Source organism: Ulvibacter antarcticus (assembly GCF_003688405.1).
Lineage (GTDB): Bacteria > Bacteroidota > Bacteroidia > Flavobacteriales > Flavobacteriaceae > Ulvibacter > Ulvibacter antarcticus.
In genome coordinates this window covers 989,967-1,016,065 of record NZ_REFC01000011.1, presented here as the reverse complement: position 1 = coordinate 1,016,065, position 26,099 = coordinate 989,967, and the positions used below count along the sequence as shown (strand labels likewise).

Here is a 26,099-nt window from a genome sequence, read left to right as displayed (position 1 = left end):
TATGCAAGAACAAGTATTTGACCGTTGCCATATAATTAACGAGCTTCTAATAGGTAATCAAGAAAACGAGGCTAGACAAGAACTTATTAAATTATTGGATTACCACAGCACTAATGAATTAGCTTACAACCCATTAGTAAACCATTTAATTAGAGAAACAGGACTTTTTCCTTATTTGGACCCAGAAACATCAAATTGGGAAGAGAGATTCATTTATAATGCCTTTAAAGTTGATGTAGGCGAAGAAAAGCCATTAACACTCCATAGAGAGCAATCCTTTTTACTCAAAAGCTTATTAGAAGGAAAAAATATTGCTGTAAGTGCACCAACCAGTTTTGGAAAAAGTTTTGTAATTGATGCTTATATCAAAATCAAAAAACCACACAATGTTTTAATTATTGTACCTACTTTAGCATTAACCGATGAAACTAGAAGAAGACTCTATAAAAAATTTGCTCACGAATACAAAATAATAACTACCTCTGATGTTGAATTGTCAGATAAGAATATTTTTATTTTTCCGCAGGAAAGAGCAATGAATTACATAAATATTGTGGAATCATTTGATATAATGATTGTTGATGAATTCTATAAAGCCAGTAGCAAGTTTGATAAAGAAAGATCACCAAGTTTAATCAGAGCAATGATAAGACTTGGTGCAAAATCTAATCAAAAATATTATCTCGCTCCAAATATCACGTCTATAGATAGCAATCCATTTACAGAAGACATGGAATTTATCAGACTTGATTTTAATACTGTTTTTTTAGAGAAACATGAACTATATGATCAAATAAATAACAACGAGGAAAAGAGCGTAAAACTATTAGAAATCCTTTCCAAAAACAGAGGTAAATCTTTGATTTATGCAGGTACATATTCCAATATAGACAGTTTAACTTACCTTTTTCTTGATACATACGAACCAGTACAAAATGAACTTCTTGAAATGTTCGCACAGTGGCTTGCTAAAAACTATGACGTCAATTGGAGTTTAACAAAGTTAATTAGTCGCGAAATAGGTGTTCATAATGGTAGATTACACCGTTCATTAAGTCAAATCCAAGTAAAGCTGTTTGAAGAAGAAACGGGAATTCGTAACTTGATTTCGACATCCTCAATTATAGAAGGTGTTAATACTTCTGCGGAAAATGTAATAATATGGCGAAATAGAAAAGGAAGTGCAAAACTAGACGATTTCACGTATAAAAATATTATTGGGCGAGGTGGCAGGATGTTCAAACATTTTATTGGCAAAATATACATTCTAGAAGTGCCGCCAATAGAAAGTCAAACTCAACTAGACATTCCGTTCCCAGATGAAATATTGGGAGATTTAGATGATACGAAATATGAAGGTTTGCTGACTAAGGAACAAGTGGCAAAATTGAAAATTTACAATGATGAAATGTGTGACCTTATAGGCTTCCAAGTTTATGAAGAACTAAAAGCCGAATCTGCATTTCAATCTAGTAATTATGAACTAATCAAAACAATCGCAATTGACTTAACAAGGAATCCCACTGAGTGGAATGGATTATATTATTTAAATGAATTTAAACCTCAAGATTGGGATAGGCTGTTGTACAAGATTTTAAAATTGCAACCAGGAAATTGGGATACAGGTTATAAGACTTTTGTTGAATTTATAAAGATTATGGCATATAATTGGAGTAAATCAATTCCCAAATTATTAAAAGAGCTTGAAGATTATGACGTAGGTATTGATAAATTCTTTCTTTTGGAAAGAAATGTAACTTACAAATTTTCAGCCCTATTGAACGACTTAAACACCTTGCAAAAAAGAATTTTAAAGGACAAACAATATGATATATCTAAATTTATAAAGTGGTGTTCTAACGCTTTTCTTCCAAAGGTGGTATTTCAGTTAGAGGAATATGGTTTACCAAGAATGATATCAAAAAAACTACACGAATCGAATGTTATTGATTTCTACAATAGCGAATTGACAATTCATAGTGTAGTTGAACATCTAAATGAGATTGGAAAAGAAATGACCATAGAAAGGACAAATAATTTAGACGAGTTTGATAAATATATATTAGACTATTTTTTTGATGGAATAAAAATAACTAATACCCAACAGTAAAAATAACGAATGGCCAACACTGCATAATTATCGTGGCCTTTGAGCTGAAAAGTATGATGTTTGCTGAACCAAGTGCCACGATTATTTTGCTTAACCGTTGTATATCATTGAAGAGTATAAACTTAAAACTATTTAATTATGAAATTTAATGAATATCAAGAAAAGTCTAAACTTACTAATCAATTTGTAGATATAGAAAGGTCATTAACTAGTTCAATATGGAATTTAACTGAAACTATCGGCATGTTGTCTAGGCTATTTGATGAAAAAGGTAGACATCAAAATATTAACGAAGTTGAGCATAATAAAAAAATGGCCGAAAAATTGGGCGATATTCTTTGGTATGTTTCTAATGCAGCTAATTGTCTAGATTTAGAATTAGAGAGTGTTGCTTTAGACAATATTGAAAAATGTAATAAAAGATGGGGTAACAAAAAATCAAATTTAAAACTTTTTGATGATGGATATCCCGTCGATCAACAATTACCTAGAAAAACAAGTTTTAGAATTGACGAAGATGATCGAGGAAAAGTTAGAGTTTCTATTGATTTAAAGGATGGAGGATCAATACAATTAGGTTCTAGAGTTACTGATAATTCATTTTCTGATGATGGGTACAGATTTCACGATGTCATTCATCTTTCATTTATGACAATACTAGGATGGTCCCCAGTTATGAGGTCGCTCTTGAGTAGAAAAAGAAAAGACAATCCAGTTATTGATGAAGTTGAAGATGGTGCAAGAGCAGCTAATCTAGAAGAAGCAGTGTCTGCAATGATTTATGAACAGGCAAGTGATCTAGATTATTTTACTAGAGAAAAGTACGTGCCATTTGATCTTCTAAAATGGATAGAAAGAATAACCAGAAGTTTAGAAGTCTCTAATGCAACTTATGAATTATGGAATGAAGCTATTATAACTGGATATAGTCTTTGGCGAGAAACCTACAAGAATAAAGGAGGTATTATAGACGTAGATTTAAATAAGCGACAAATTAAATACAGAGCATTTAAGAATGATTGATTCAAGTGCTACATTTTCTGATGATAGAGTTTACAGATATGCATTGTGGAGAATTTGGGATAGCAATTTACCCATAGTTAATATTATTGGTTTAAACCCTTCTACCGCAAATGAAAATATTAATGACCCAACAATGAGAAGATGTATATCGTTTTCAAAATCCTGGGGCTACGGTGGATTTTATATGACAAATTTATTCGCTTTTAGGACACCCTATCCTAAAGAACTACTTAAAGTGGATGAACCAATTGGTAAAAAGAATGATTTTTGGATAATGGAAATCGCTAATAAAGCTGATAAAGTTGTTTTAGCCTGGGGAGTGAATGGAGATTTTCATATGCGAAATGAACGAGTAATTAAAATGCTAAATAGAAAAGTATACTGCATTGATAAAACGAAGTATGGTCACCCAAAACATCCTCTTTATTTAAAATCAAATCTTGAACTTATAATTTTCTAGTTATAACAACATACAACAATACATTAGAATCATAACTATTGCGTAAACAGTATAATGTTCAGTGAAAAAATTAATCATTCTTGTTCTTTTAAAACCGAGCTAACTTGCGTTCATTTAGAAGTATTGGGATTATACAGCTTCAGACATTAAGAATTGAAGAATTAACTCTTGTTAAATCCTCTTGACCTATCTGAATCTGGGATTCATATTCAAACGAGTTGTTAGTAGTGCGAAAAAAATCCGTTAATGAAAAACTTATAAAATATGGCTTGGAGTTTTCGAAGAAGAGTTAAAATAATTCCTGGAGTTCATTTGAACTTGAGTAAAAATGGAATTAGCACATCAATAGGAGTTAGAGGTGCAAATATAACTATGGGCAAGTCCGGAAGTTATCTTAACACCGGGATTCCGGGAACGGGAATTTACCAAAGGCAAAAACTAACTGGAAGCATTTACGCAAAACCACAAAAGCAAATAAATAATTCTGAACAATATGTTTATGCAGAAAAAGAAATAATAAGCGCAGATGTTCAAGAGATTACGAGTCAGGATATGCAAGGAATCAAAGATTCAATTTTCTTGGCACACCAGCAAAGAAAAGAGCTAAATCAAGAATCACTGAAAATAAAAGCTAAATTATCTTCGACGAAATTAAAGTTGATCGCGAGCTATATATTAATCTATGGCCTCTTTAAAAAAGGAATTCCTGAAAAAATTAAAATTGATATTTCAGCACAAAAACAAGCCATTGCACAACTTAGAACCCAAATTGAAAATTGTTACGTAAAACTTGATGTCAACTTCGACGAAGAATTTGAACTCAAATATAAACACCTTTTAGAGAGTTTCAAAAAATTGACAACATCCCATAAAACATGGGATATAACGACTGCAAGTCAACAAGACGCAGTAAAATCAAGATCTTCGGCTGGTACTTTAGTAAAGAAAAAGGAAGTGAAGTTTGGATTTAAAACTCTACCAGATATTAAATTCGATTTTGAGTCCATTTGTTTTCAAAACGCGAACGGAGCAGATTTATATTTTTACCCTAATTTCATTGTTATGTTTTCCTCAAAACACAAATTTGCAATTATAGGCTTTGAAGAATTAAATTTTTATCATCGTAGTGTTCGATTCACCGAAACTGGAACTATTCCAAAAGATTCAAAAGTAATAGGTAAAACTTGGGCAAAAGTTAATAAGAACGGAACACCTGATAAACGTTTTAAGGGTAATTATCAAATTCCAGTTGTTAAGTATGGTGAAATTAAATTATCTACAGACACAGGGCTGAATGAAGAATATGAATTTAGTAATTATGAATTTTCGGAGGAGTTTGCAACGGCATTTAAAGATTATCAAAACTTAATCAAGCAATCGGGAATCGTAAAAAATGTGAGATAGCATTACCCATAACAACTAATATAATTTATCACTTGTTACTATTTCGCTTAGCCAACAGATTACCATATATTTGGTTTAATTAATTATAATTAAATGGAAAGATACAACGAAGTACTTACGAAGCTTATTGATTTTAGAGATAAAAGAGATTGGAAACAATTTCACGATTCTAAAAATCTTGCAACTGCCATCTCAATAGAAGCCTCCGAACTTAACGAATTATACTTATGGAAAACAGTAATGGAGTCGGAAGAAGTTGATATCAATAAAGTAAAAGAAGAACTTGCTGATATACTTTCCTTCGCATTTCTACTTGCTGAAAAGCACAAGCTCAATCCATTCGATATCGTAGAAGAAAAGATAAAAATAAACGCCAAAAAATATCCTGTTGATAAAGCTAAGGGAACGGCTAAAAAGTATACTGATCTATGAGTGTTTTCTTTGACTTATCAATACAAATTTCTGAACGATATGCTTTTAACAAAAATTCATTAGACAAAATAAATGATAATCCTTGGGTTAAGAACCAATGGCCTCTTGTATATTTTATACAAAACGAGGGTAAGAGGGTTGCTTATGTTGGTGAATCAACTAATTTTTCAAATCGGATTAAGAACCATCTAGCTAATCCAAAAAAAGCTAATGCTTTTAATCAAATATCAATTATTGGATCTGATAAATTTAATAAATCTGCTACCCTAGATATTGAATCAAAATTGATTCAATACATTTCTTCAGAAGGTACTTATGAATTGCAAAATGGTAATCATGGTTTAATTAATCATAATTACTATCAACAAGATTTATACAAAAACCTTTTCAAGGATATTTGGAGCAAGCTAGTTGAAAATAAAATAGTAAGTAAGTCCCTTGAAGAAATTGAAAATTCTGAGCTTTTTAAATACTCTCCTTATAAATCCCTTAATGAAGACCAATACAATTCTGTTCTAGAAATTATTGAAGCATTAACTGAAAACGACTCTAGTAAAATTTTCATTAAAGGTAGTGCTGGTACTGGTAAAACTATTCTTGCAACATATTTAATAAAACTTCTCGGATCTGATGTTTCAGATACTAATATGGATGATTTTAGTGATAATGAAATCCAAGAAATAAATTTAATTAGGGCTTTTAAAGAGAAATATCCTAATGCTGAAATAGGATTTGTTGTAGCAATGAGTTCTTTACGAAAAACTTTACAAAATGTATTTAGAAAAATACCTGATTTAAAGTCAACCATGATAATTAGCCCTTCAGAAACTTTCAAGAAAAAGTATGACTTGTTAATTATTGATGAGGCTCATCGTTTAAGACAATATAAAAACATTGGTTGGATGGGTGTTTTCAAGAAAAACAATCGAAAATTAGGTCTAGATGATACTGGAACTGAATTAGATTGGATAATTGCAAATAGCAAAAATCAAATATTCTTCTATGATTCAGCTCAGTCTGTTAAACCTTCGGACATTCCTTCCTCTCATTTTGATAAATTAATAAGTGAAAGTAACACTATTGAAATAGAGCTTAAGTCTCAAATGCGCTCAAATGGTGGAAATGATTACATCACTTTTGTAGATGACCTATTAAATATAAAACGCGATAATAAAAGTTTTTACGTTCCTGAAAAGTATGACCTAGTTGTCTTTGATTCCATGAAAGATATGTACGAGCAACTAACAATTAAAGAAAAAAAATATGGTTTATGTAGATTAGTTGCAGGATATTCATGGCCTTGGTTGTCAGACCCTAAAAAGTCTGAACCAGATCTCGATGCGATTGATATTGAAATTGATGGCGTTAAATTACAATGGAATAAAACGGTTAAAGATTGGATAAATTCAGAAAGCGCATTTAAAGAAGTTGGCTGTATACATACAACTCAAGGATATGATTTGAATTATACTGGAATTATCTTTGGTGAAGAAATATCATATAATATAGTTACCAATCAAATTGTAATTGATAAATCAAAATACTTTGACAAGAACGGGAAAAGAGGCATAGATGACATCGAAGACCTTAAGGAATATATTATTAATATTTACAAAACGATAATGTATAGAGGCATTAAGGGTGCTTATATATATGCTTGTGATAAAAATTTACGAGAATATTTCAAAGATCATATTAAATCATTCGAGACTGAAAGTAAGTTAAGAGTATTACCCTTTGCAGATGTCAAACCATATGTAAATGCGGTTCCAATATTTGACATTTATGCCGCAGCTAGTGAATTCAGTGATTTGCAAATTCTAACTGAATATGAGAATCAGAAATGGGTAGAATTACCAATTAATATCTCTGCAAGAGAAGACTATTTTGTATGTCAAATTATTGGTGAATCAATGAATAAGAAAATTGAAAATGGTTCTTGGTGTTTATTTAAAAAAGACCCTGGAGGTTCTAGAGAAGGTAAAATTGTGCTAGTCAAACATTACGATTCTCAAGATTCTGATTTTGGTGCAGGTTATACAATAAAGTCATACCATAGTGAAAAAGTAATAACTGATGAAGGTTGGTCTCATAAATCAATAATTCTAAAACCACTATCCTTCGATTCAGCTTATAAAAACATTGTCTTGGATGAAAATGAAATGAGTGAACTTAAAGTTATTGGTGAATATATTACGACACTAGACATTTGATTGGCTATCACTGTCTTACTCTAAAAATAAACAACTTCCTTTTGTAGCAGCAGAATTTTCCAAACTAGTAAGGGCTTTTAAGAGCATTTCGACAGCCATAGTCCTTAATGCTGCATTCGCTACTCCAAGTAGACTTAATGGCTCTTATTTGGGCTGCTTCTTTTTATTGGAATCGCGTCAGTCATGCAGCGCAGCCTGACCCAACTTTGTTTAGTATTCCGTATTGCAAAGATTCCTCATGCCTCGGAATATCAAGGGCAATACGTATGACACAAAACAAAAAAGAGGACGGTTTCCCGTCCTCCATTTACTTGCTCAACTTTACTTTACAGCACCTCTAGAATAGAGAGGGCATTAAAAGCACCGTTGCTAAGGGGATACATCTCCCCGTTCATTTCCTGGTGAAAAGCGACCATTAACAGATAGAGCACTACCCCATCGCCTTCTGGCACCGTATCGGGTTGTAGCGTTAGCGTTGCCGGAGGAGCATGTACCTGTGTTTCTACCTCGGCACTCAGCTTAAGGTCTGCCTCCCCGGTTTCAAAATTGACGTTTACCATTCCCGCCACGAAACTCGCATGCGTTGCCCCCTGCGGACTTGCCAATTGCCTTTCGGCATGGAAATCTTCCAGAGTGATGGTTCCCGTTGCGGGATCTAAGGCTACCTCTTTTCGCAAAATAGCCTGTAAAGGCGCTTCACTGTTAAAGTCAAAGCCTTTTAACTCTAACTTCCCTTCAGGTGTGGTAAGTCCCACCGCTACTTTTCTCGAGCCACGGGGAGAAGTGGTGTCCAGTTTCTTGATATTAGACATCCGCTTTACCACACGGCTTACGAGGCTTGAGTCGGAAATTTGCGCACTGAGGTCCACGACCGCTCTTCTTAAGAATTTCCCTGTCTGAGCCATCTCGCCAAATTCCATTCCGTTCTCACGCGTTCTTGCAAAAGCCGGATCGTTTGCGATTCGGTCTTTAGACACTCCCGATTTTCTTCGGATTCTGTATCCGTCTTTACTCTTATAGAAGGTAAGATCATCGATCGTTCCTTCAATTTTAATAATACTACTTTGCTTTGCCATGATTTCTAAATTTTAGATTCATATTCATGTGTGTTGTCGCCTGCCTTTGTTTGTACTCTACCTCTGCAGCGGCAGTATTACGCTATTGGCATTAATGGCATCCAACGGGGTAAACCTAGGACGCTTTTTTGGAAGTAGCAAGCTTGGAGTTCCGTTCCCTACCCTTTGTAGACATAATGTACTTTATTGGTGCTATTAGACAGTTTTTTGCCATTTTTTCCGTTTTTGCCGTAGGGTGCCAAAAGTGAGTGCTTATTCCTAAATGGTTATTCCATACACTCTCCATACACTATCCATACTTAAGCCATACTTAAGCTATGAAGGAAGTATTCAGTGAGCAGTGAGTAGTGAGTAGTGATTGGTGATTGGTGATTGGTGAGAAGCTGCTCGATACATTTTTTATTCCCGCTGGTCATAAAAAACACTCGAAGTGACAAAGACCCGTTTTTTAATTGTTCATTGTGCAGTGCTAGGAGTTGCTTTTCGGTACATCGTGATTTAATTAAAGGATACTATTTTTATTCTTTTCTTTTTTCCACTGCGCCGTCGCGTAGCCGCTATGGCAGAGCATGGTTGTCGAAAAAAGAAACAAAAAAGTCTAGGCTGACGAATGCTTGTCTAAATTTATTTCTTTCCCTAAGCGTAGAATACCTGACAAATATCCGAATTTCAGCACGACGGAGGAGGGTGCGGATATTTGACAGGGGTTTGAAGGCAGCGCCTTCAAAATTCATTAGCGTGGGTGTCGTTTTCTTTGGTTCGTTCCTTTTGGACAAGCAAAAGAAATGAACAAAATGCTTCTTTAAATACGAAATTCTCGTTACAATTGAAGAGTACAACATTTAATCTGTTCTTTTTTCCATTGCCGAAAAAAGAAACAAAAAAGTCTAGGCGGAAGAAAACAATCCTAAATTCTACGTCGGATCACTACACTTTCTTAACTCGTCCAATTCCATTGAACTCAAACAGAAGAAAGCGTTTAACGTTTCACCTCCTTGAATTTTACGGAAGGTTTTCTTAAGCCGGGGTTGAAAATGGTGTAGGCTGTAGGCTGTAGGCTGTAGGCAAAATGTAAATTGAGCATTGAAAATTGAACATTTTTTTTACTTCCCTAAGGGTGGAATACCTGACAAATATCCGAGTTTCAGCACGACGGAGGAGAGCGCGGGTTTGTGATAGTGTAAAAACATCCATCCCCTGCCCTTTCTTCAAGGGAAGGGGGTATGATTTGAATAAAATTTATGTACTCGAATGGGAGTTTTATACAAAGTTGTGTAAAATGTAAATCAAATGTTTATAAAGGAACTCAGGATGTAAGAAAATTCTATGAATTCAGGAAAATAAAAATAAATATGCGTTTTGAACGTTTATATATTATGCATGCATAGTAAATAGCATGTTTTTTTTATTGTCCCTTTCGCTTATGTATTTGCCTGCAAATGCAGGAGTACCGCGATAACCACGGTTGTCCGGTATGCTAATGCCACATGAAGTGCCATCTGATGCGAAGCAAACTTCCCCACATTTTGCTTGTATCATAAACCATCAAAACATGAGACAACAGCGTATTTGTATACATTCGAGCGATATTCAGGCTATTACGGGGAAAGGTGCGCGCAGCGCCCGAAAAATCCTGCAAACTATACGTGAGAAACTAGGAAAGGAAAGGCACCAACCGATTAGCTACTGCGAATTGGCAGGTTATTTAGGGCTGAATCCGGAGGTGGTTTTTAAAACAATTAATGGGATTCCTGTGGTGATTAGTGATTAGAGATGGGCGTTTGTAGTGAGTCGTTCGTACATTCTGTATGTGACAGATTGCTCAAAGCTATTTACTTCTCATTCCTTATAAATTACTTTTTAAATCTCAGGAGGATCCGCTATCAATCAAACCCAATCCGTTCTCTAATCGTGCCATCCGCCCTGTGAATAATCACATCGGCTTTACGTTTTTTAGCAATACTCTTTGCTTTTCGAATAGCGGTGCTTTGTTTTCTATGCTTGGAGGTTATGCGTTTGTTACCTTCTCGTCGTACTGCCCAATCGTCCTCATAAGGCACCACGTGTTGATGCCAAGTTCTGGCTCGCTTTGGTCCAAGATTTTCTAAGAATGTTCTTATTAATGCCAGTATGAGTTGTTGCCATGATTTTTCTTTTGCCATTTGAAGTTGTGTTCTAACGATCGAAGATACTTATATCTAGAAGAGCAGCAATAAATCAAATTAGGTAATTCTTTTGGTAGTGAGCGGTGAATGGTGAATAGTGAGCAGAAGGACGTAAGCTGTAATCAAAATATAAATTGCTCATTGAAAATTGATAATTGAGCATTTGTTCTTTTCCTTCCCTAAGCGTAGAATACCAATCCAAAAACCCGAGATTCAGGACGACGACGGAGGACGCGGGTTTTTGGATTTGGTGAGTGGTGAGTGGTGAGTGGTGAATAGTTAGTAGTTGGTAGTTGGTAGTTGGTAGTTGGTAGTTGGTAGCAAAATCTGAATTGAAAATTTGTTTCCTTCCCTAAGCGTGGAATACCAGACAAAAACCCGAAAGCAGGACGACGGAGGAGGACGCGGGTTTTTGGCTGGGGTTTGAAGGCAGCGCCTTCAAAATTCATTAGCGTGGGTGTCGTTTTCTTTGGTTCGTTTCTTTTGGACAAGCAAAAGAAATGAACAAATGTTCTTTTGGATTTCTAGATTTCCGGTCTGTTTGATTATTGATTATTGAAGATTACACTGTCATGCTGAGCTTGTCTAAGCATCTCGATTCTATATTCTAATAAAGGATACTATGATTATTCTGTTCTTTTTTCCACTGCGCCGTCGCGTAGCCGCTATGGCAGAGCATGGTTGCCGAAAAGAGAACCAAAAAAGTCTAGGCTGACGAATGCTTGTCTAAATTTATTTCTTTCCCTAAGCGTAGAATACCTGACAAAAACCCGAGAGCAGGACGACGGAGGAGGATGCGGATTTTTGGCGGGGGTTTGGAGGCTGCGCCTTCAAAATTCATTAGCGTGGGTGTCGTTTTCTTTGGTTCGTTTCTTTTGGACAAGCAAAAGAAATGAACAAATGTTCTGTTGGATTTTTGGATTATTGATTATTGATTATTATAATGTCATGCTGAGCTTGTCGAAGCATTTCGATTCTATTTTCTAATAAAGGATACTATGATTATTCTGTTCTTTTTTCCATTGCCGAAAAAAGAACCAAAAAAGTCTAGGCGGAAGAAAACAATCCTAAATTCTACGTCGGATCACTACACTTTCTGAACTCGTCCGATTCCATCGAACTCAGACAGAAGAAAGTGCTTAACGCTTCACCTTCTTGAATTTTTACGGATGGTTTTCTGAAGCCGGGGTTGAAAATGGTGTAAGCGATAAGCTGTAAGCTGTAAGCTGTAAGCAAATATAAATTGAAAATTTGTTTCCTTCCCTAAGCTTGGAATACCTGACAAATATCCGAGTTTCAGCACGACGGAGGAGAGCGCGGATATTTGACAGGGGTTTGGAGGCAGCGCCTTCAAAATTCATTAGCGTGGGTGTCGTTTTCTTTGGTTCGTTTCTTGACTGCATCCCTTGCGTTCGACGAGCATCGCGAGAGAAACGCATAAGAAGGAGAGGAATGCATTGCAAAAGAAATGAACAGAAGCCTGTTTATAAAAAGATTATTCTGTTCTTTTTTCCATTGCCGAAAAAAGAACCAAAAAAGTCTAGGCGGAAGAATACAATCCTAAATTCTACGTCGGATCACTACACTTTCTTAACTCGTCCGAATTCATCCTGAACTTCTTACTACATTTGAATTATCGATCATAATAATCGATACAATTTTTAATACGTTCATTTTTCCATTGCCGAAAAAAGAACCAAAAAAGTCTAGGCGGAAGAAAACAATCCTAAATTCTACGTCGGATCACTACACTTTCTTAACTCGTCCGATTCCATCGAACTCAGACAGAAGAAAGCGTTTAACGTTTCACCTCCTTGAATTTTACGGAAGGTTTTCTTAAGCCGGGGTTAAAAATGGGTGTTGGGTGATGGGAGTTGGAAGCTGGAAGTGGGAAGTGAGAAGTAGGAAGTGGGAAGTTGGGTGATGGGTGATGGGTGATGGGTGATGGTTGTTGGATGTTGGATGTTGGAAGTGGGAAGTGGGAAGCGGGAAGTTGGGTGTTGGGTGTTGGGAGTTGGGAGTTGGGTGATGGTATGGAAATAAAAGATACTAGAGATAAGGATTATTCTAATCTCAAATCTCAATATTGACTTCTCAATACCCTCTTAAGAGCATATATCATTATTGTTCGAAATTTTCCTCGGAATTCTAGTACTCGCGTCAATTTTAGTAATAAATAAACTTAATTTTATTATATTAAAAAGTATCTGTTTGTATAAATAACTATGAAAAAAATCGCCATTGTTGGTTGTGGGCCTAGAGGACTTGCCAGTTTAGAAAATTTAATGGCTTCGCTCGCCAAATATACCTCACAGCCAGAAGTAAGTGGTCTCATTTTCGAGCCGGAGAAATATCCCGGTGCCGGTCAGGTTTGGAAACTGGATCAGGTAGATTCTAATTGGTCAAACATTTCCGACCGTGCGCTAAAAAACCTGGAAGGAAGAGAGAAGATTGATTTCGAAAGCTTTACCATTCCTAAATTTCCGTCGTATATCCAATGGATGGATGAAAAATATAACCACAAACTTTCCGAAGAAGTTGATCAATTTCCTCCCAGAAATATTATGGGCAGGTACCTTAATGAGCGATTCAATTCAATTTATAAGGTTTTAGAAACTCAAAAACTTTATACACTTATTAAGACTGAAGTAAAAGAAATCAGAACCGAAACTAATTCATTACTATTAGTCGATGACACCGGAAAAACCTATGAATGTGACGAATGCTTATTAAGCATAGGACATCAATCTACCTACGATGACGATCAGATTAAAAAATGGAAAAAACATTGTGAAAACACTCCTAATATACTCATAGACAATCCTTACAGCAAAGACCTACAAACAAAAGTAGCCTCACATCACAAAGTGGCAATACGTGGTTTTGGATTGGCCATGATCGACGTGGTTCGGATGCTTACGGTGGAAAAAGGAGCGTCATTTACAACTAATGAGAAGGGTGATAAGCTTACTTATATACCCTCTGATAATTCCGTCGGAAAAATCGCTGCATTTTCATTAGATGGGCTACCAATGGTTCCGAAACCTCTTGGAAATAACGTAGATCAGTTTTTTGAAGCTACCGATGCTCAAATACAAGGTTTTAGAGACACTATTAACAAATCACTTACAGATCATAAAAAAACAAAGGATCATACTTTCTTACTCAAGGCATTCAGTGAAATCGCAGCAGCAATATTTTTAAATCATCCCCTTGTTTCTACTAAAAGTGACGAACAGGATATACGCAACATCATTGAATCTTGGTTAGATGATATGAGTTTTGAGCATTCACTTATTTTAAACACAAAACTTCCTATTGTAGATTATATGATGAAAACAGTTGCCATGGCAAGAGGAACCGAAGCTCCTAGCCTAGATTTTTGCATAGGGCAGGTTTGGCGACATTTGCAACCAACGATGTATGCCTTGTTTTCTCATTGTATGCTCGATGAAGAGGTGATCGAAAAGATTGTTACTTTAGATGAAAGCACGAAGCGGTATTCTTACGGTCCGCCAGTTAAAAGTATTGAGCAATTGATAGCCCTCGCAAACGAGGGTGTTCTGGAACTTAGATACGCTCGAGATCCCGACATAAAATGTGTGGAAAATGGATGGGAGCTTTCCGAAGCAAAGAATAAAGACACCTATAATGTAATGATTGATTCGGTTTTAGATGCTCCGAAATTAGTGGCAATCGATAGCGGCCTCATTGTAAATCTGAAAAATAGTGATTTACTTTCCCCCGTAACCTCCAATTTAGGAGTGGACACTCGTAAAGATGGAGTAGTGATTCTTTCCAAAAAGAATGAAAATGTCTTTTTAACTATGCTAGGTAGAAATTGTAAGGGAAGCGTACTAGGGGTAGATGCCATTTTGGAATGTTTTGGTAGTCGAATCGAAGATTGGGCTGAAGGAGTGGCAGATCGCTTGCAGTAGCGTGGTTTGGTTGTTGGGTGTTGGGTGTTGGAATTTGGAAGTGGGAAGTGGGAAGTGGGAAGTGGGAAGTTGGGTGTTGGAAGCTGGGAGTTGGGTGTTGGGAGTTGGGTGTTGGGAGTTGGGAGTGGGAAGTTGGGTGTTGGGTGATGGGTGTTGGGAGTTGAGAGTTTAAGCTGGGATGAAAAGTTATGAAATCATTTTAGTATCAATACAGAACAATTTTTAGTTAGATACATTTGACTTACAATAGAAAATACAAATTTTTCTTAATCTTTTATCAATTGATGGTAAGACCTAGTTGCATTTTATAAATTTGAATAGTTTTAAGGAATATTATGCTAAAAAGTACACAACGGTTTTATCAAAATTTGCCGACTCATCGCATTGCGTTACCTTCTCTCTTATCGGATGAACGTTTATTCGTGAAGGTTCCGGACACTTGGTATGTTGTTGTAGCAGATATTTCCGGTTCTACTCAAGCGGTCTCTCAAGGCCAACACAATGATGTAAATCTAGCAGCTGCAGGAGCTATTATTGCTGTACTCAATGAAATTAAAAACTTAGATAAAAAGTACCAAATACCCTATTTCTTTGGAGGAGACGGAGCCACGTTTCTTATTCCTCAGCAAATACACGAATCTGTTTTAACCGTATTGGAGAATTATAGAGTACATATAAAAAAAATACTGGATCTTGATTTGCTTGTAGGTGAAGTTTCAGTAAAAAAAATCTATGCTGAGAAAGTGAAATTAAAGCTAGCCAAGATTCGATTGAACGATTATTTAACGGTTCCGGTTGTCGTTGGTTCAGGATTACATTATGCCGAACGACTTGTTAAAGATAAAGGTGCCACTACTTATAAAACACGTAATTCTGCAGAAGGAGTAAATCTTACCGGTATGGAATGTCGTTGGGATGAAATTCAACCTAGGGATGAAAGCAAGCGTGTTATTTGTTTATTAGTTTCATGTGTGGAGGAATCGAAACATAATAAAGTGTATGCTTCAATACTTGAAAAAATACATGAAATCTTTGGCGATTTTGAAGAACGCCAACCTATTTCTACACCTCGCCTTATCCTCAATACAACCATTTCAAAAATCAGAAAGGAAATGTATGCAAGAATTGGCAAGTACAATGCAGCATATTTGCTTAAAAATTGGCTGATCACTGGTTTAGGAAGCTATTACTTTAAGTTTTTTAAAGATGGAAGGGAATATCTGAATAAGGTAAGTCAGCTATCAGATACATTAATGATAGACGGATCTATTAATACAGTGATGGAAGGTGACGAAATTCAAATTACAAATCTCATTAAATATCTAGATAAATTGGAAACAAAAGGCCAAATTATATACGGCATTCACGTCACTCATGCCTCCATAATGTCATGTTATGTGCAAGATCGAAAGGAAAATCACATTCATTTCGTTGATGGGACGGAAGGTGGTTACACTTCGGCCGCCATCTCATTTAAAAAAAAGTGGGCACTTTCTTGAAGGCTAGCATCGGAACTTTTAAAAACAAACTTAGCGCTTATGTGTTGGTCCAAAAAGACCTTCAAATTCTGTAAATAAAAAAACCTCTTAGTTTCCCAAGAGGTTTTCGTAGTAGCGGGAACTGGACTCGAACCAGTGACCTTCGGGTTATGAGCCCGACGAGCTACCTACTGCTCTATCCCGCGATGTGTATTTATGATCAACTAATATCGATTATCTATATCTCTATTCTTTACTCAAGTCCGGTAGGTACCTTGTCCTGAGCGAAGTCGAAGGATGCTGCTCTATCCCGCGATGTAATCTTCCAAAATAATCAACTTAGCTTCTAACTTACGGTTCATAATGCCGACTGATTTATTTTGGACTGCAAAGATACAAACCTTTTTATTCTATCCAAGCTATGTTTCGCTAAAATTTAACAATAACTCATAAAGATTTCGTTGGCAGAAAGTTGTTGCTTATTTTTAACTGATGAGGAAAACACTTCGTTACTCCAGTTGGGCGATTGCTTCGGTTGTAGTTGTTGCTTTGACTACTGTCTTGTTTATCAATTACACTATCAAAAACAAAGTCGAAAACTTTGTGGCTTCTCGCCTTCCATCCAACTTCATAGTCTCCTATGACGAGCTTTCTCTCAATATATTTTCCGGCACCCTTACCTATGCAAATGTTTCCGTAGCTATAAAAAATACCAAAACCGATGCTATTCACACAACTGTAAAGGTTCCCGAATTCATTATAGAGGATATCAGCTATTTTGATTATCTGTTTTCAGATGAAATTCATATAGAAGACATTAAACTTTTCAAATCGGAAATTACTTATTTTAAGCATCATTTTAATCGTGTAAAAGACAGTACTCGAACTCCGGTGCTGGATCTTATAAAACCTGTACTAATCGATGAATTGAGTATCGACAATGCAACTGTCACTATTTTCGAAAACGATAAAAACGAAAAATTACTGTATGTGCAAAATGCTACAGTCGAGATTGATGATATTCTAATCTCTTCGGAAACACTTGCCAACAGGATTCCTCTAAACTATAGTGATTATGAGGCTAAATCGGATTCGTTATTTGTGAAGGTAAGTTCTTTTGAAAATCTGACGGCCCATAATTTCGCTCTAAAAGATCATCAGTTAGTTGCGAACGATATTAGGCTTTGGACCAAAGTTTCTGAACAAAAACTTTCAGAAATAATCCCAGTGGAAAGAGATCATTTTACAGTACGCATGGAATCTCTGAATGTTCGGAATTTAGATTTTGGTTTCGAACAAAGAGAACTCTTCACAAAAAGTACGGCGGTGAGCGTTAAAGACCTTTCGGCTGAAGTCTTTCGAGATAAACTGGTAGCGGATAACTTAAATACAAAACGATTATACAGTAGGGTTTTAAGAGAGCTGCCTTTTAAACTTACCATCGATAGTGTAGATATACAAAATGGATTCCTTAAATATCGCGAGAGAGTAAAAGCAGATAATTCGGGTGGGGAAATTGTATTTAAAAAGCTAAATGTTCAAATGAAAAATGTGAGTAATACCTATCAGGCACCGGTAAAAACCGAAGTTGCTATTCAAGCGAATTTAATGAAGAGTACTCCTGTTAGCGTGAATTGGAACTTTGATGTCAATGACGTCTCCGATCATTTCATTTTTAAAATAGACATGGGTCATTTGGCAGCTGAGGATATGAATTCATTTATGCAACCAAACCTCGGTGTTCAATTTAGCGGGGAAGTGAATAAAGTATATATGACCACCGACGGGAATCGAAATATGTCGCGTTCTGATGTTAAATTGAACTATGACAATTTTAAAATAAATATTCTTCGGAAGGATGGTAAAAAGAAAAACAAACTCTTCTCTGCGATCGCCAATATCTTTATCGAAAATGACAGTAAAGAAGATAATTCGAATTTCAGCGAGGTAACAGTTGAAGTTATGCCTGATAAAACAAAATCGTTTTTTAATTACATCTGGCTGAATCTTGATAAGGCATTAAAGAAAAGTCTTATAGGTATCTAAGCGTGGGCTTTGATATAAACGAAGTGAAAATTTCCTTTTAAATTCTGAAGAGTTATTAGCGAAAAAGTTCGCTTCAAAAATGAAACTTTATTTTGATGCAATCCAGGACATCGCTTCTATCCTATTTTCTGAAGTATAACACCTTATTTCACATTGTGTGAATAAATTATTGAATGAAGAAAGTAAGTGTATCCAACGACGATCTGATACCATTGCAACTTTTCCGAAGCTATTAGAATTTTCCAGAGGAAAGAGCGCTCGAGTCACCACAGATTGAAGTCTAAACTTTTCGATGCCGCTATCTTCAAGGTATAGATTAATGGAGTTGTATTCCTTAAGTTTAAGAGCGAGGCTTTCCTTTAAATTTTCTATAGTTTTATCGTCAACCACGCCTTCAATAATGAAGCCGATGGTATCGTCAGAAAAACTAAATACGGTAGACATAATAATTTAAATTGGTCAGTTACCCAAAGTTAATGACTATAATGCCCTGTGCAGTATTTCCTACATGTTATGTATCTGATTTGAAATGTATTTGGACGAAAACACAAATAAATAGACGTTAATTAACAAATTTACTGTTCATTCTTAGTTAATAGTGTTAAAATGGCACTAGTTTATTTTTACAATAGAAACGATTATATCTCACTTTACTATTGGGAATATTAGAATGGCAAGCTTGACGTGCATTTATAGTGTAGTAGGACGACAATCAAAATAGTCGAAAGCATCATCTTTTTATATAAATGTTGCCGTTGCAGCGTAATATGTGTTGTACTTATAACTTGCGTGAACATCTCATCCCGACCTACCCTTCAGAGGGAAGGAGCTAAATTAGAGGGTGTCTAAAAAGAAGGATTTATACCAATTTGTCACATTGTGTGCAGTCGAAATGTCTTAATTTTCAAGATTATGACCTACATTATTCTTACTGCTCAATGTTATTACATTCGAAAGCTATTAACTCGCCACCTTCAAAACGCGGGCTAACTTCTATGGGATTACAACAGACTTCACAATCTTCAATATAGGTTTGCTGAGTCACAGAAGGATCCAGTACCATCGATATCTCTTCCCAACAATAGGGACATTGAAAAAAGTGCTCGTACATATATTATCTTTTATTGTAACAGATCATTCTCCTTAAACTGATCGTGTAAAGTATCCCGAACGAAATTATATCCTGCCTTCTTTACATAAAGGAAGTTCGCCAGCGAGGTTAGGAAGTTCGATTTAAACAGATATTTTACAAGATAGCCAATCCTGTTTTTAATTCGTTTTTTATACTTCTTCTCGAAATCATCAAATGAAATCTTCGGATAAGGAATCAATTCAATTTTGGCGTCTTCTCCGTAATTGGCAATATCCAATTGCTCATTAAAATTGCGAAGCACCCGCATATCAGGAATGATTGGGTAGTACTTCTTTCCATTGGGATCGCCAGGAGGATTTGAATACTCAAATCTCTCTATGGAGCGAGGTGAAGGTTGTGTTCCAAGTCGACTTTTTATTTGTTCCTCCGGAAGTGAAAAATGGTATCGTAAAAAGGTCTGACAATTTTTTCTTCCTAACTGAAAATCGTGTTTCCGAAGATCCTTATGTAAAAATCCGGCGAAACCTCCAATGGGAGCTGCCGCTAGATCACTTTTAGGGCGCACCCATTCGTTGCCTACTTTTACTTTCCGCATAGGTTCTATTAAAAACTTGGTACGATCACTCGTATCCAATGCATCCAATATCCCATCCTGATTAAACATCACCTGATTCCGAAGTGATTTAACAAGACCTCCTACTATATCCATAATTCCGTCCCCTGTTTCGGCAATATCATTATCCTTATTTGGAAATGGGTCAATCATAATCACTGCATACTTTTCATTATCACAAATCTCTTTATGCTTCTCTCGCAGTACTTTTAGTCCGATGCCATAAGGCTCGTTGTTAATAACCCCTCCATCAACCGAATTAAACGTATAAATATCGTCTTCCGGTAGCAAGGCTCTGATTCCTTTAGCACTTTTAAACAGATATTTCGGATAGCGTTTTATGTATTCTGAAGATATTTTTAGCTTTCTTGATTTTAGCCCTATAGGAAAGGCGGCAGTACTTAAAGTAGCATCCTTCAAATAATCTAGATGCTTTTGTTTAGAAATGTCTAAAACGTAATATAAATCCTCCTCGTTCTCCGGTATTCCCACCTTATATTTGTCATTCATCAATTTGTAGCGTAGAAATCCGCCGTGATTTGTAATAACTGTTCCTTTGGAAGTATCCGTGCCATCTGTATCGAAATCGACCATAAAATTGAGACCTCTAAGATTGGTGGTAGTTAGTATCACATCCAGACTATCTGAAGCATAATTGGGCACTTTCCGCTGTTCCCGTATTCCTAATGCTCTATCTGCAATAACTTCGATGGGTAGCGTATTTAACAGAGATTTCACGGCGCCATCTGCCCGCAGATCATCTTCATCTAAAAGCTTCTCTAATGTGTCGCTATGCTCATCATCGGCCATATCGACCCAGCTTTTGTAGAAAATGTTATTTTCCCCTGTTTTATTATTTCGGTTGTAGCTTTTAAAATTCTTATCGGCCATCGCAACCATAGCCAAAGTACCTGAAATACCTCCGGCAGACGAGCCGCTTATCACATCGATCTCCACATTATGTATCGGGATGCTATGGTCGTAATCGGGATGATTTTGCCCTAAGTCCCTGTTTTTCTGCTTTGCCTGTTCCCAAAGGTCCAGGGTTTCTATTAAATAATCGAGCACTCCGGCTGTATAAGCGCCTGCCGAGACAGCGCCTGCCATTGTAATACAGAGTTTGAAGGTGTTTTTGTTTTCCATAATTTGTCTAATAAAGCGATATGCCTCAGCAAGTTATGAAATTATTAGGACGCAATACAGAGGTAATCCCCCTATTTATTTGGATGATTTTTCTGGTGGCTTCGGAAAGATCCGTAGCCTCAATGAAAGTTGTATGTATAATAGAATGGAGCTACTACGCTAGCGTTTCGAGCTTCATTGTTACCTCTTCCCAGTCTTGCATGAGTTTTGTAAGTTTATCTTTTTTCTTCTGATAGTTCTCAAAAAAGTCGGGCTGAGCAACAGTTTTATCGTAATTCACAGCTAGCTCAACATCAATAGCTTTGATCTCTCTTTCCAATTTGTTGATGGCAGCTTCTGTTTTACTGAGTTTATTGGTAAGAGATTTTTGCTTTTTCTGATTTTCATACGACTGCTTATTAGAAGACGCTTTTGCTTTTCCTTCCGAAGCTATAACAGTACGCTTTTCAGCCTCCCGCAAATTCTGAAGGTTTCGCTGTTCCAAAAAGTAATCGATATCTCCCAGATATTCTTTGATCTTATGATCCTTAAATTCGTAGACTTTATTGGTTAAGCCTTGTAAGAAATCTCTATCGTGTGAAACTAACAATAAAGTCCCTTCAAACTTCTTTAAAGACGCTTTCAGTACATTTTTAGACTTAATATCAAGGTGATTGGTAGGTTCATCCATCACCAAAACATTAAAGGGTTGCAACAATAATTTGGCAAGAGCCAAACGGTTTCGCTCTCCCCCACTTAATACACGTACATATTTATCGACTTCCTCGCCTCTAAACAAAAAGGAACCTAGAATATCTCTAACTTTAGAACGGTTCTTTTCATTCGCGGCATCAATCATAGTATCTAACACGGTTTTACTTCCGTCCAAATAATCTGCCTGATTCTGGGCAAAATACCCAATCTGTACGTTATGTCCGAGTTTCATGGTACCTCCATGTGGAATTTCATCAACAATAATCTTTGCTAAGGTTGATTTCCCTTGCCCGTTTTGTCCTACGAATGCCAACTTTGTATCGCGTTCAACAACGAGGTCGATGCCTTTTAAAACATCATTGTCACCATAACTTTTGGATATCTTATGCCCTTCGATTACAATCTTTCCAGGAACAATAGAAACCGGGAAATGAAGCGTCATCACACTGTTGTCATCTTCATCCACTTCGATACGGTCGATCTTATCCAGCTTTTTTATAAGCGATTGTGCCATTGTTGCCTTACTTGCCTTGGCTCTAAATTTTTCAATAAGTTTTTCGGTCTGATCAATTTGCTTTTGTTGATTCTTTTGAGAAGCCAATTGCTGCTCACGTAGCTCTCCGCGTTGCACTAAATACTGAGTATATGGTTTGTTATAATCGTAGATCTTTCCGAGGGAAATTTCAATAGTACGATTGGTAATATTATCAAGGAACATTTTATCGTGAGATACCACCACAACTGCGCCAGGGTAGTTCTTTAAAAACTCTTCCAACCAAAGAATAGATTCTATATCCAGGTGGTTTGTTGGCTCATCGAGAAGTAGAATGTCATTGTTCTGAAGCAGTAATTTTGCCAGCTCAATACGCATACGCCACCCTCCGGAAAAGGTTTCGGTGAGTTTATCAAAATCGGCTCGTTGAAAACCTAGTCCCTGAAGAATACGTTCTGTTTCTCCCTGATAGTTATATCCTCCGTGAATTTCATATTGGTGTTGTACTTCATTAAGATCTACCATGAGATCGTGATAACTATCACTTTCATAATCGGTACGCTCGGCTAATTGGGTGTTAATTTCTTCCAGTTGCTTTTCCAACTTCTTAATTTCGCGGAATGCTTCGTAAGACTCTTGCAGCACAGAACGGCCTTTTTCAAAATCTATATCCTGCTTCAAGAAACCTATTGAAGTTTCCTTATCGGTAGCGATAGCGCCCTCATCATATTCCTGTTCTCCGGAAATAATTTTAAGGAGTGTGGATTTTCCGGCACCGTTTTTACCTACCAGACCAACGCGGGTTCCTGCACCCAATTGAAAGGTAATTTTTTCGAATAAATATTCTCCCTGAAAGGAGACTGAAAGATTGTGAATATTTAGCATTTAGAGGCCTAAAATTTTTGCAAAGATGCTTAATTTTGTTGTGCAAAAAAAATGGTCTCCATCTTCTGAAGAAAGAAATATGAAAGGTTCTAAATTATACAGTATTTTCAATAGTACTTGCCCTGTTTGTCATGAGGGTAAATTGTACAAAAACAGCAATCCTTACAAGATTTCAGACACACTTAAAATGCACGAACGCTGTTCACATTGCGATACCAAATTTAAGATTGAACCCTCCTTTTTCTATGGTGCTATGTATGTGAGTTATGGTGTTGGAATTGCAGTCGCGGTCGCAGCTTTCGTTATTGCATTTTTCTTTATCGGACTTGATCGAGGGGCCACCTTTATTACAATCGTGGTTACCTTAGTCTTACTCTTACCAGTGATTGCCAGAGCATCCAGAAATATATGGATCAACTTATTTTTTAAGTTTGATGAAAGTAAGGTCTAGGTTGGTGATTGGTGATTGGTGATTGGTGATTGGTGATTGGTTATTGGTTATTGGTTATTGGTTATTGGTTAAAGATTATTTTTTTCGTGTGATTCCAACTTCTTCTCGATACTATTTTCTCAAACCTTTCAGGGTTTTTGAAAATCACTCGAAGTGACAAAAAAATAATAAAACATCGGTCAGTTCGAGTGAATTAAAACGGGTGCAGCTAGTTTTAATTATTATCGAGAACCTACTTTCACTCTTCCAACTTCAAACTTCCAACTTCCAGCTTCCTAACGAAGCCATCGCTTTAAATCCATTTCTTCGGGTAACTTCACATTGTTTTCAAGATGATTGTATAGCGCATCCGATAAAAACGGGGCTCCCAGGATACCGTGAGTTCCGAGGCCAGTGAAAAAGGCGATATGCGGCTTTTCTATTGTTGTTCCAAGTAAAGGTCTTCTGTCTATGGTTGTTGGGCGAATTCCGGCTTCCTGATCTATGATTTCAAAATCACAGAGAATAATTCTTTTTAGCTTGGCTACTATTTCCTCCCGCGCTTTATCAGTAGTCTCAGTTTTACTATTATCTCTATCGTACGTAGCGCCCACTTTATATGTATCGTTACCCAAAGGAATTACATATACTGGTCCCTTCAATAGTACATTCAATTGCAATTCGGGAGCGCTGATAATTATATACTCACCTTTATTAGGAATTAGCACTAATTTTCCTTTAGCAGTTAATAACTTCGGAAACATGGGGTTTTCAAAAGAAAATGCACCTTGAGCGAATACTATTCTCTTCGCTACTATATTTTTATACCGAACGGTATATTTTTCTTTTGTTTCGGAAACTTCTGAAAATTCTGAGTAGTCGAAAGTTTCAGAAAGGAGTGAATCATTTTTTTGAAGATATGCTTTGTATTTGCTTACTACAACTGAAGGATCAATTCTTCCGGCACTGTGAACGCTTCCGAAGCCAAGAGGAGCAATAACATTGGGGTTAATATTCGCAATAATTTCCGAAGATATAAAAGGAGAAAGATCTCGCTTATCACTTGCTACCACCCAATCATTCTGCTCTTCTACATTATTTAAAATACGATATACGGGCATTTCTACAAGGAGCTTCTCACCCAGCTTTTCGGACAACTCTTTATAAAATTGAAGACTTCCAGAGAACTGCTCCTTCGCCTTCCAGGCTAAGGTAAAACGTTTTAACACTACAGGATTAAGCACCCCGCCAGAAACCTTTGTAGCCGTATTTAATCCACTATCAACCGCGACGAAACTCTTAGCATGTCGCTGCAATTGTTCACAGAAGCTGATTCCGGCGATACCCAAACCAACAACTATATAATCAACTTGTTTCATGGCTTAAAGATAGTAAGGAATTATAGGAAGAAGCTCATTAAATTCTTGTGAAAAGTGGATATATAAAAAAACCCTCCATTACTAAGTAAAGGAGGGTTTAACTATTATTCTGTTTGAATGTTTAGTAGTTCCAGAGATCGATCTCTATGTTCCGAATTGATTCAAGAATCCTATCAGATTCGAGAAGTTGCATTAACGCATTATCGTTTACATAGTCATTTACGTTTCTATCGCCTTGAACATTGTCTTCTTTATAAACAACTCCGTGGAATCGTCTTGAATTTAACAAATGGTCGTATGAAATAGGTTGAGATGTATTCCTTCTATTGAAGGCTTTGGCATTGTGAAGCACTTCACGCGCTCCAGGGAACCATACCCAAAAAAGTTCAACTCTACTATCGAAACCGTCATCTTCAAAAGCTTTAGAACGAGCTTCACCGGCTACCGGGCAAATTCCCAATAAGCGATACTTCAACTCACCCTGACGTTTGTCAAGATACCAGTAACCACGTACTCTCCACTCTTCGATATCTCCTGCATCTAGTGTAAATTCACGTACATACTGCTCATCTACAGGCTCACCAGCATTAAACTGATCGATCCCAAGATCGGTTGTATCGCGATACACTAAAGAGGCATCTAAATCCTGAAGACTTCTCTTTTCGGTAAAATAAGAATCGGCATAAACACCATCTATCTTACCATTTTTGATATTCTTTACAAGAACATCATACAAAGAGCGTCTTTCTGCACCAATATTGTTCGTGTCAATAGGGTAATACAATGGAAAATTAACTCTTTCATCAAGATCGATGATCTCCCAAGTAGTTTTAGACCACAGTACATCACGCTCATCCACATACCCATAAGGCAATGGAACATCATTATCGTAGGCAATCTGAGCTTCCGTCCTAACGCCTATATCTTCTGGTGTTGCTGCATTCAGGATATTGATCTGCGCTTCTGCACATACCGTACCCATGATTAAGGCAACAATACTTAAAACAACATTTTTCACATTCATA

General features: G+C 36.5%; 21 protein-coding genes and 1 tRNA gene. 13 read left to right on the top strand and 9 right to left on the bottom strand.

Annotation, left to right across the window (positions count from 1 at the left end):
* The first annotated feature begins 1 nt into the window (after position 1).
* The 6 genes from BXY75_RS04795 (at position 2) to BXY75_RS04770 (ending at position 7,642) form a co-directional block, all read left to right on the top strand.
* Positions 2–2,110: a DEAD/DEAH box helicase gene (locus BXY75_RS04795; protein ID WP_121906541.1), complete on the top strand. Its 2,109-nt coding sequence runs from the start codon at positions 2–4 to the stop codon at positions 2,108–2,110.
* Positions 2,111–2,248: 138 nt separating this feature from the next.
* Positions 2,249–3,133, top strand: a complete 885-nt coding sequence (locus BXY75_RS04790; protein WP_121906540.1) for a MazG nucleotide pyrophosphohydrolase domain-containing protein — start codon at positions 2,249–2,251, stop codon at positions 3,131–3,133.
* Positions 3,126–3,593 carry a DUF1643 domain-containing protein gene (locus BXY75_RS04785; RefSeq protein ID WP_121906539.1) on the top strand — a complete coding sequence of 156 codons (468 nt, stop codon included), beginning with the start codon at positions 3,126–3,128 and terminating at the stop codon, positions 3,591–3,593. The genes BXY75_RS04790 and BXY75_RS04785 overlap by 8 nt, the downstream gene beginning before the upstream one ends.
* A 264-nt stretch (positions 3,594–3,857) precedes the next feature.
* Positions 3,858–4,997: a DUF4236 domain-containing protein gene (locus BXY75_RS04780; protein WP_121906538.1), complete on the top strand. Its 1,140-nt coding sequence runs from the start codon at positions 3,858–3,860 to the stop codon at positions 4,995–4,997.
* 93 nt (positions 4,998–5,090) lie between these two features.
* Positions 5,091–5,429, top strand: coding sequence for a nucleotide pyrophosphohydrolase (locus tag BXY75_RS04775; RefSeq protein WP_121906537.1), 339 nt, complete (start codon positions 5,091–5,093; stop codon positions 5,427–5,429).
* A complete protein-coding gene (locus BXY75_RS04770; protein ID WP_121906536.1) occupies positions 5,426–7,642 on the top strand; it encodes a DNA/RNA helicase domain-containing protein in 2,217 nt (738 codons plus the stop codon). Before BXY75_RS04775 ends, BXY75_RS04770 begins: the two co-directional genes overlap by 4 nt.
* Positions 7,643–7,968: 326 nt before the next feature.
* On the opposite strand, the gene BXY75_RS04765 is transcribed toward BXY75_RS04770, so the two are convergent.
* Positions 7,969–8,718, bottom strand: a complete 750-nt coding sequence (locus BXY75_RS04765; RefSeq protein WP_121906535.1) for a hypothetical protein — start codon at positions 8,716–8,718, stop codon at positions 7,969–7,971.
* Positions 8,719–10,192: 1,474 nt separating this feature from the next.
* On the opposite strand from BXY75_RS04765, the gene BXY75_RS04760 reads away from it, so the two are divergent.
* Complete coding sequence (locus tag BXY75_RS04760; RefSeq protein WP_147437226.1) at positions 10,193–10,489, top strand: hypothetical protein; 297 nt, start codon at positions 10,193–10,195, stop codon at positions 10,487–10,489.
* A gap of 112 nt (positions 10,490–10,601) precedes the next feature.
* Here BXY75_RS04760 and BXY75_RS04755 read toward each other — a convergent pair whose 3' ends face one another.
* The gene (locus BXY75_RS04755) at positions 10,602–10,880 is read right to left on the bottom strand and encodes a DUF2188 domain-containing protein (protein ID WP_121906533.1); all 279 of its coding nucleotides are present in this window, start codon (positions 10,878–10,880) and stop codon (positions 10,602–10,604) included.
* A gap of 1,940 nt (positions 10,881–12,820) precedes the next feature.
* On the opposite strand from BXY75_RS04755, the gene BXY75_RS17205 reads away from it, so the two are divergent.
* From BXY75_RS17205 to BXY75_RS04740, 4 genes are all read left to right on the top strand, one after another.
* Positions 12,821–12,973 (top strand): hypothetical protein, encoded by a 153-nt coding sequence (locus BXY75_RS17205; protein ID WP_211331806.1) that lies wholly within the window; start codon positions 12,821–12,823, stop codon positions 12,971–12,973.
* A gap of 135 nt (positions 12,974–13,108) precedes the next feature.
* Entirely contained in the window at positions 13,109–14,821 is a 1,713-nt protein-coding gene (locus tag BXY75_RS04745) for an FAD/NAD(P)-binding protein (protein ID WP_121906532.1), read from the top strand.
* Between the two features lie 6 nt (positions 14,822–14,827).
* Positions 14,828–14,968, top strand: coding sequence for a hypothetical protein (locus BXY75_RS17090; RefSeq protein WP_170152844.1), 141 nt, complete (start codon positions 14,828–14,830; stop codon positions 14,966–14,968).
* Positions 14,969–15,156: 188 nt separating this feature from the next.
* Positions 15,157–16,320, top strand: coding sequence for a DUF3095 domain-containing protein (locus BXY75_RS04740; protein WP_121906531.1), 1,164 nt, complete (start codon positions 15,157–15,159; stop codon positions 16,318–16,320).
* Between the two features lie 112 nt (positions 16,321–16,432).
* Here BXY75_RS04740 and BXY75_RS04735 read toward each other — a convergent pair.
* A tRNA-Met gene (locus BXY75_RS04735) sits at positions 16,433–16,505 on the bottom strand.
* Between the two features lie 286 nt (positions 16,506–16,791).
* Between BXY75_RS04735 and BXY75_RS04730 the strand changes: the two genes are divergently transcribed.
* Positions 16,792–18,345 carry a hypothetical protein gene (locus BXY75_RS04730; RefSeq protein ID WP_121906530.1) on the top strand — a complete coding sequence of 518 codons (1,554 nt, stop codon included), beginning with the start codon at positions 16,792–16,794 and terminating at the stop codon, positions 18,343–18,345.
* Positions 18,346–18,432: 87 nt separating this feature from the next.
* Here the strand turns inward: BXY75_RS04730 and BXY75_RS04725 are convergent, their stop codons facing one another.
* The 4 genes from BXY75_RS04725 to BXY75_RS04710 all read right to left on the bottom strand — a co-directional run bounded on the left by BXY75_RS04725 (position 18,433) and on the right by BXY75_RS04710 (position 23,265).
* Positions 18,433–18,789 carry a SpoIIAA family protein gene (locus BXY75_RS04725; RefSeq protein WP_121906529.1) on the bottom strand — a complete coding sequence of 119 codons (357 nt, stop codon included), beginning with the start codon at positions 18,787–18,789 and terminating at the stop codon, positions 18,433–18,435.
* 484 nt (positions 18,790–19,273) lie between these two features.
* On the bottom strand, positions 19,274–19,456 hold the full coding sequence (locus BXY75_RS04720; RefSeq protein ID WP_121906528.1) for a CPXCG motif-containing cysteine-rich protein: 183 nt from the start codon (positions 19,454–19,456) through the stop codon (positions 19,274–19,276).
* A gap of 10 nt (positions 19,457–19,466) precedes the next feature.
* Positions 19,467–21,194, bottom strand: coding sequence for a patatin-like phospholipase family protein (locus tag BXY75_RS04715; protein ID WP_121906527.1), 1,728 nt, complete (start codon positions 21,192–21,194; stop codon positions 19,467–19,469).
* A 154-nt stretch (positions 21,195–21,348) separates the two neighbouring features.
* Entirely contained in the window at positions 21,349–23,265 is a 1,917-nt protein-coding gene (locus BXY75_RS04710; protein ID WP_121906526.1) for an ABC-F family ATP-binding cassette domain-containing protein, read from the bottom strand.
* A 25-nt stretch (positions 23,266–23,290) separates the two neighbouring features.
* Here BXY75_RS04710 and BXY75_RS04705 point away from each other — a divergent pair, with 25 nt between their 5' ends.
* A complete protein-coding gene (locus BXY75_RS04705; RefSeq protein ID WP_245962914.1) occupies positions 23,291–23,716 on the top strand; it encodes a DUF983 domain-containing protein in 426 nt (141 codons plus the stop codon).
* A gap of 275 nt (positions 23,717–23,991) precedes the next feature.
* Here the strand turns inward: BXY75_RS04705 and BXY75_RS04700 are convergent, their stop codons facing one another.
* Together BXY75_RS04700 and porN are read right to left on the bottom strand one after the other, a co-directional pair.
* Positions 23,992–25,074, bottom strand: a complete 1,083-nt coding sequence (locus BXY75_RS04700) for an NAD(P)/FAD-dependent oxidoreductase (protein WP_121906525.1) — start codon at positions 25,072–25,074, stop codon at positions 23,992–23,994.
* Positions 25,075–25,195: 121 nt separating this feature from the next.
* On the bottom strand, positions 25,196–26,098 hold the full coding sequence (gene porN, locus BXY75_RS04695; RefSeq protein WP_121906524.1) for a type IX secretion system ring subunit PorN/GldN: 903 nt from the start codon (positions 26,096–26,098) through the stop codon (positions 25,196–25,198).
* Between the last annotated feature and the right edge of the window lies 1 nt (position 26,099).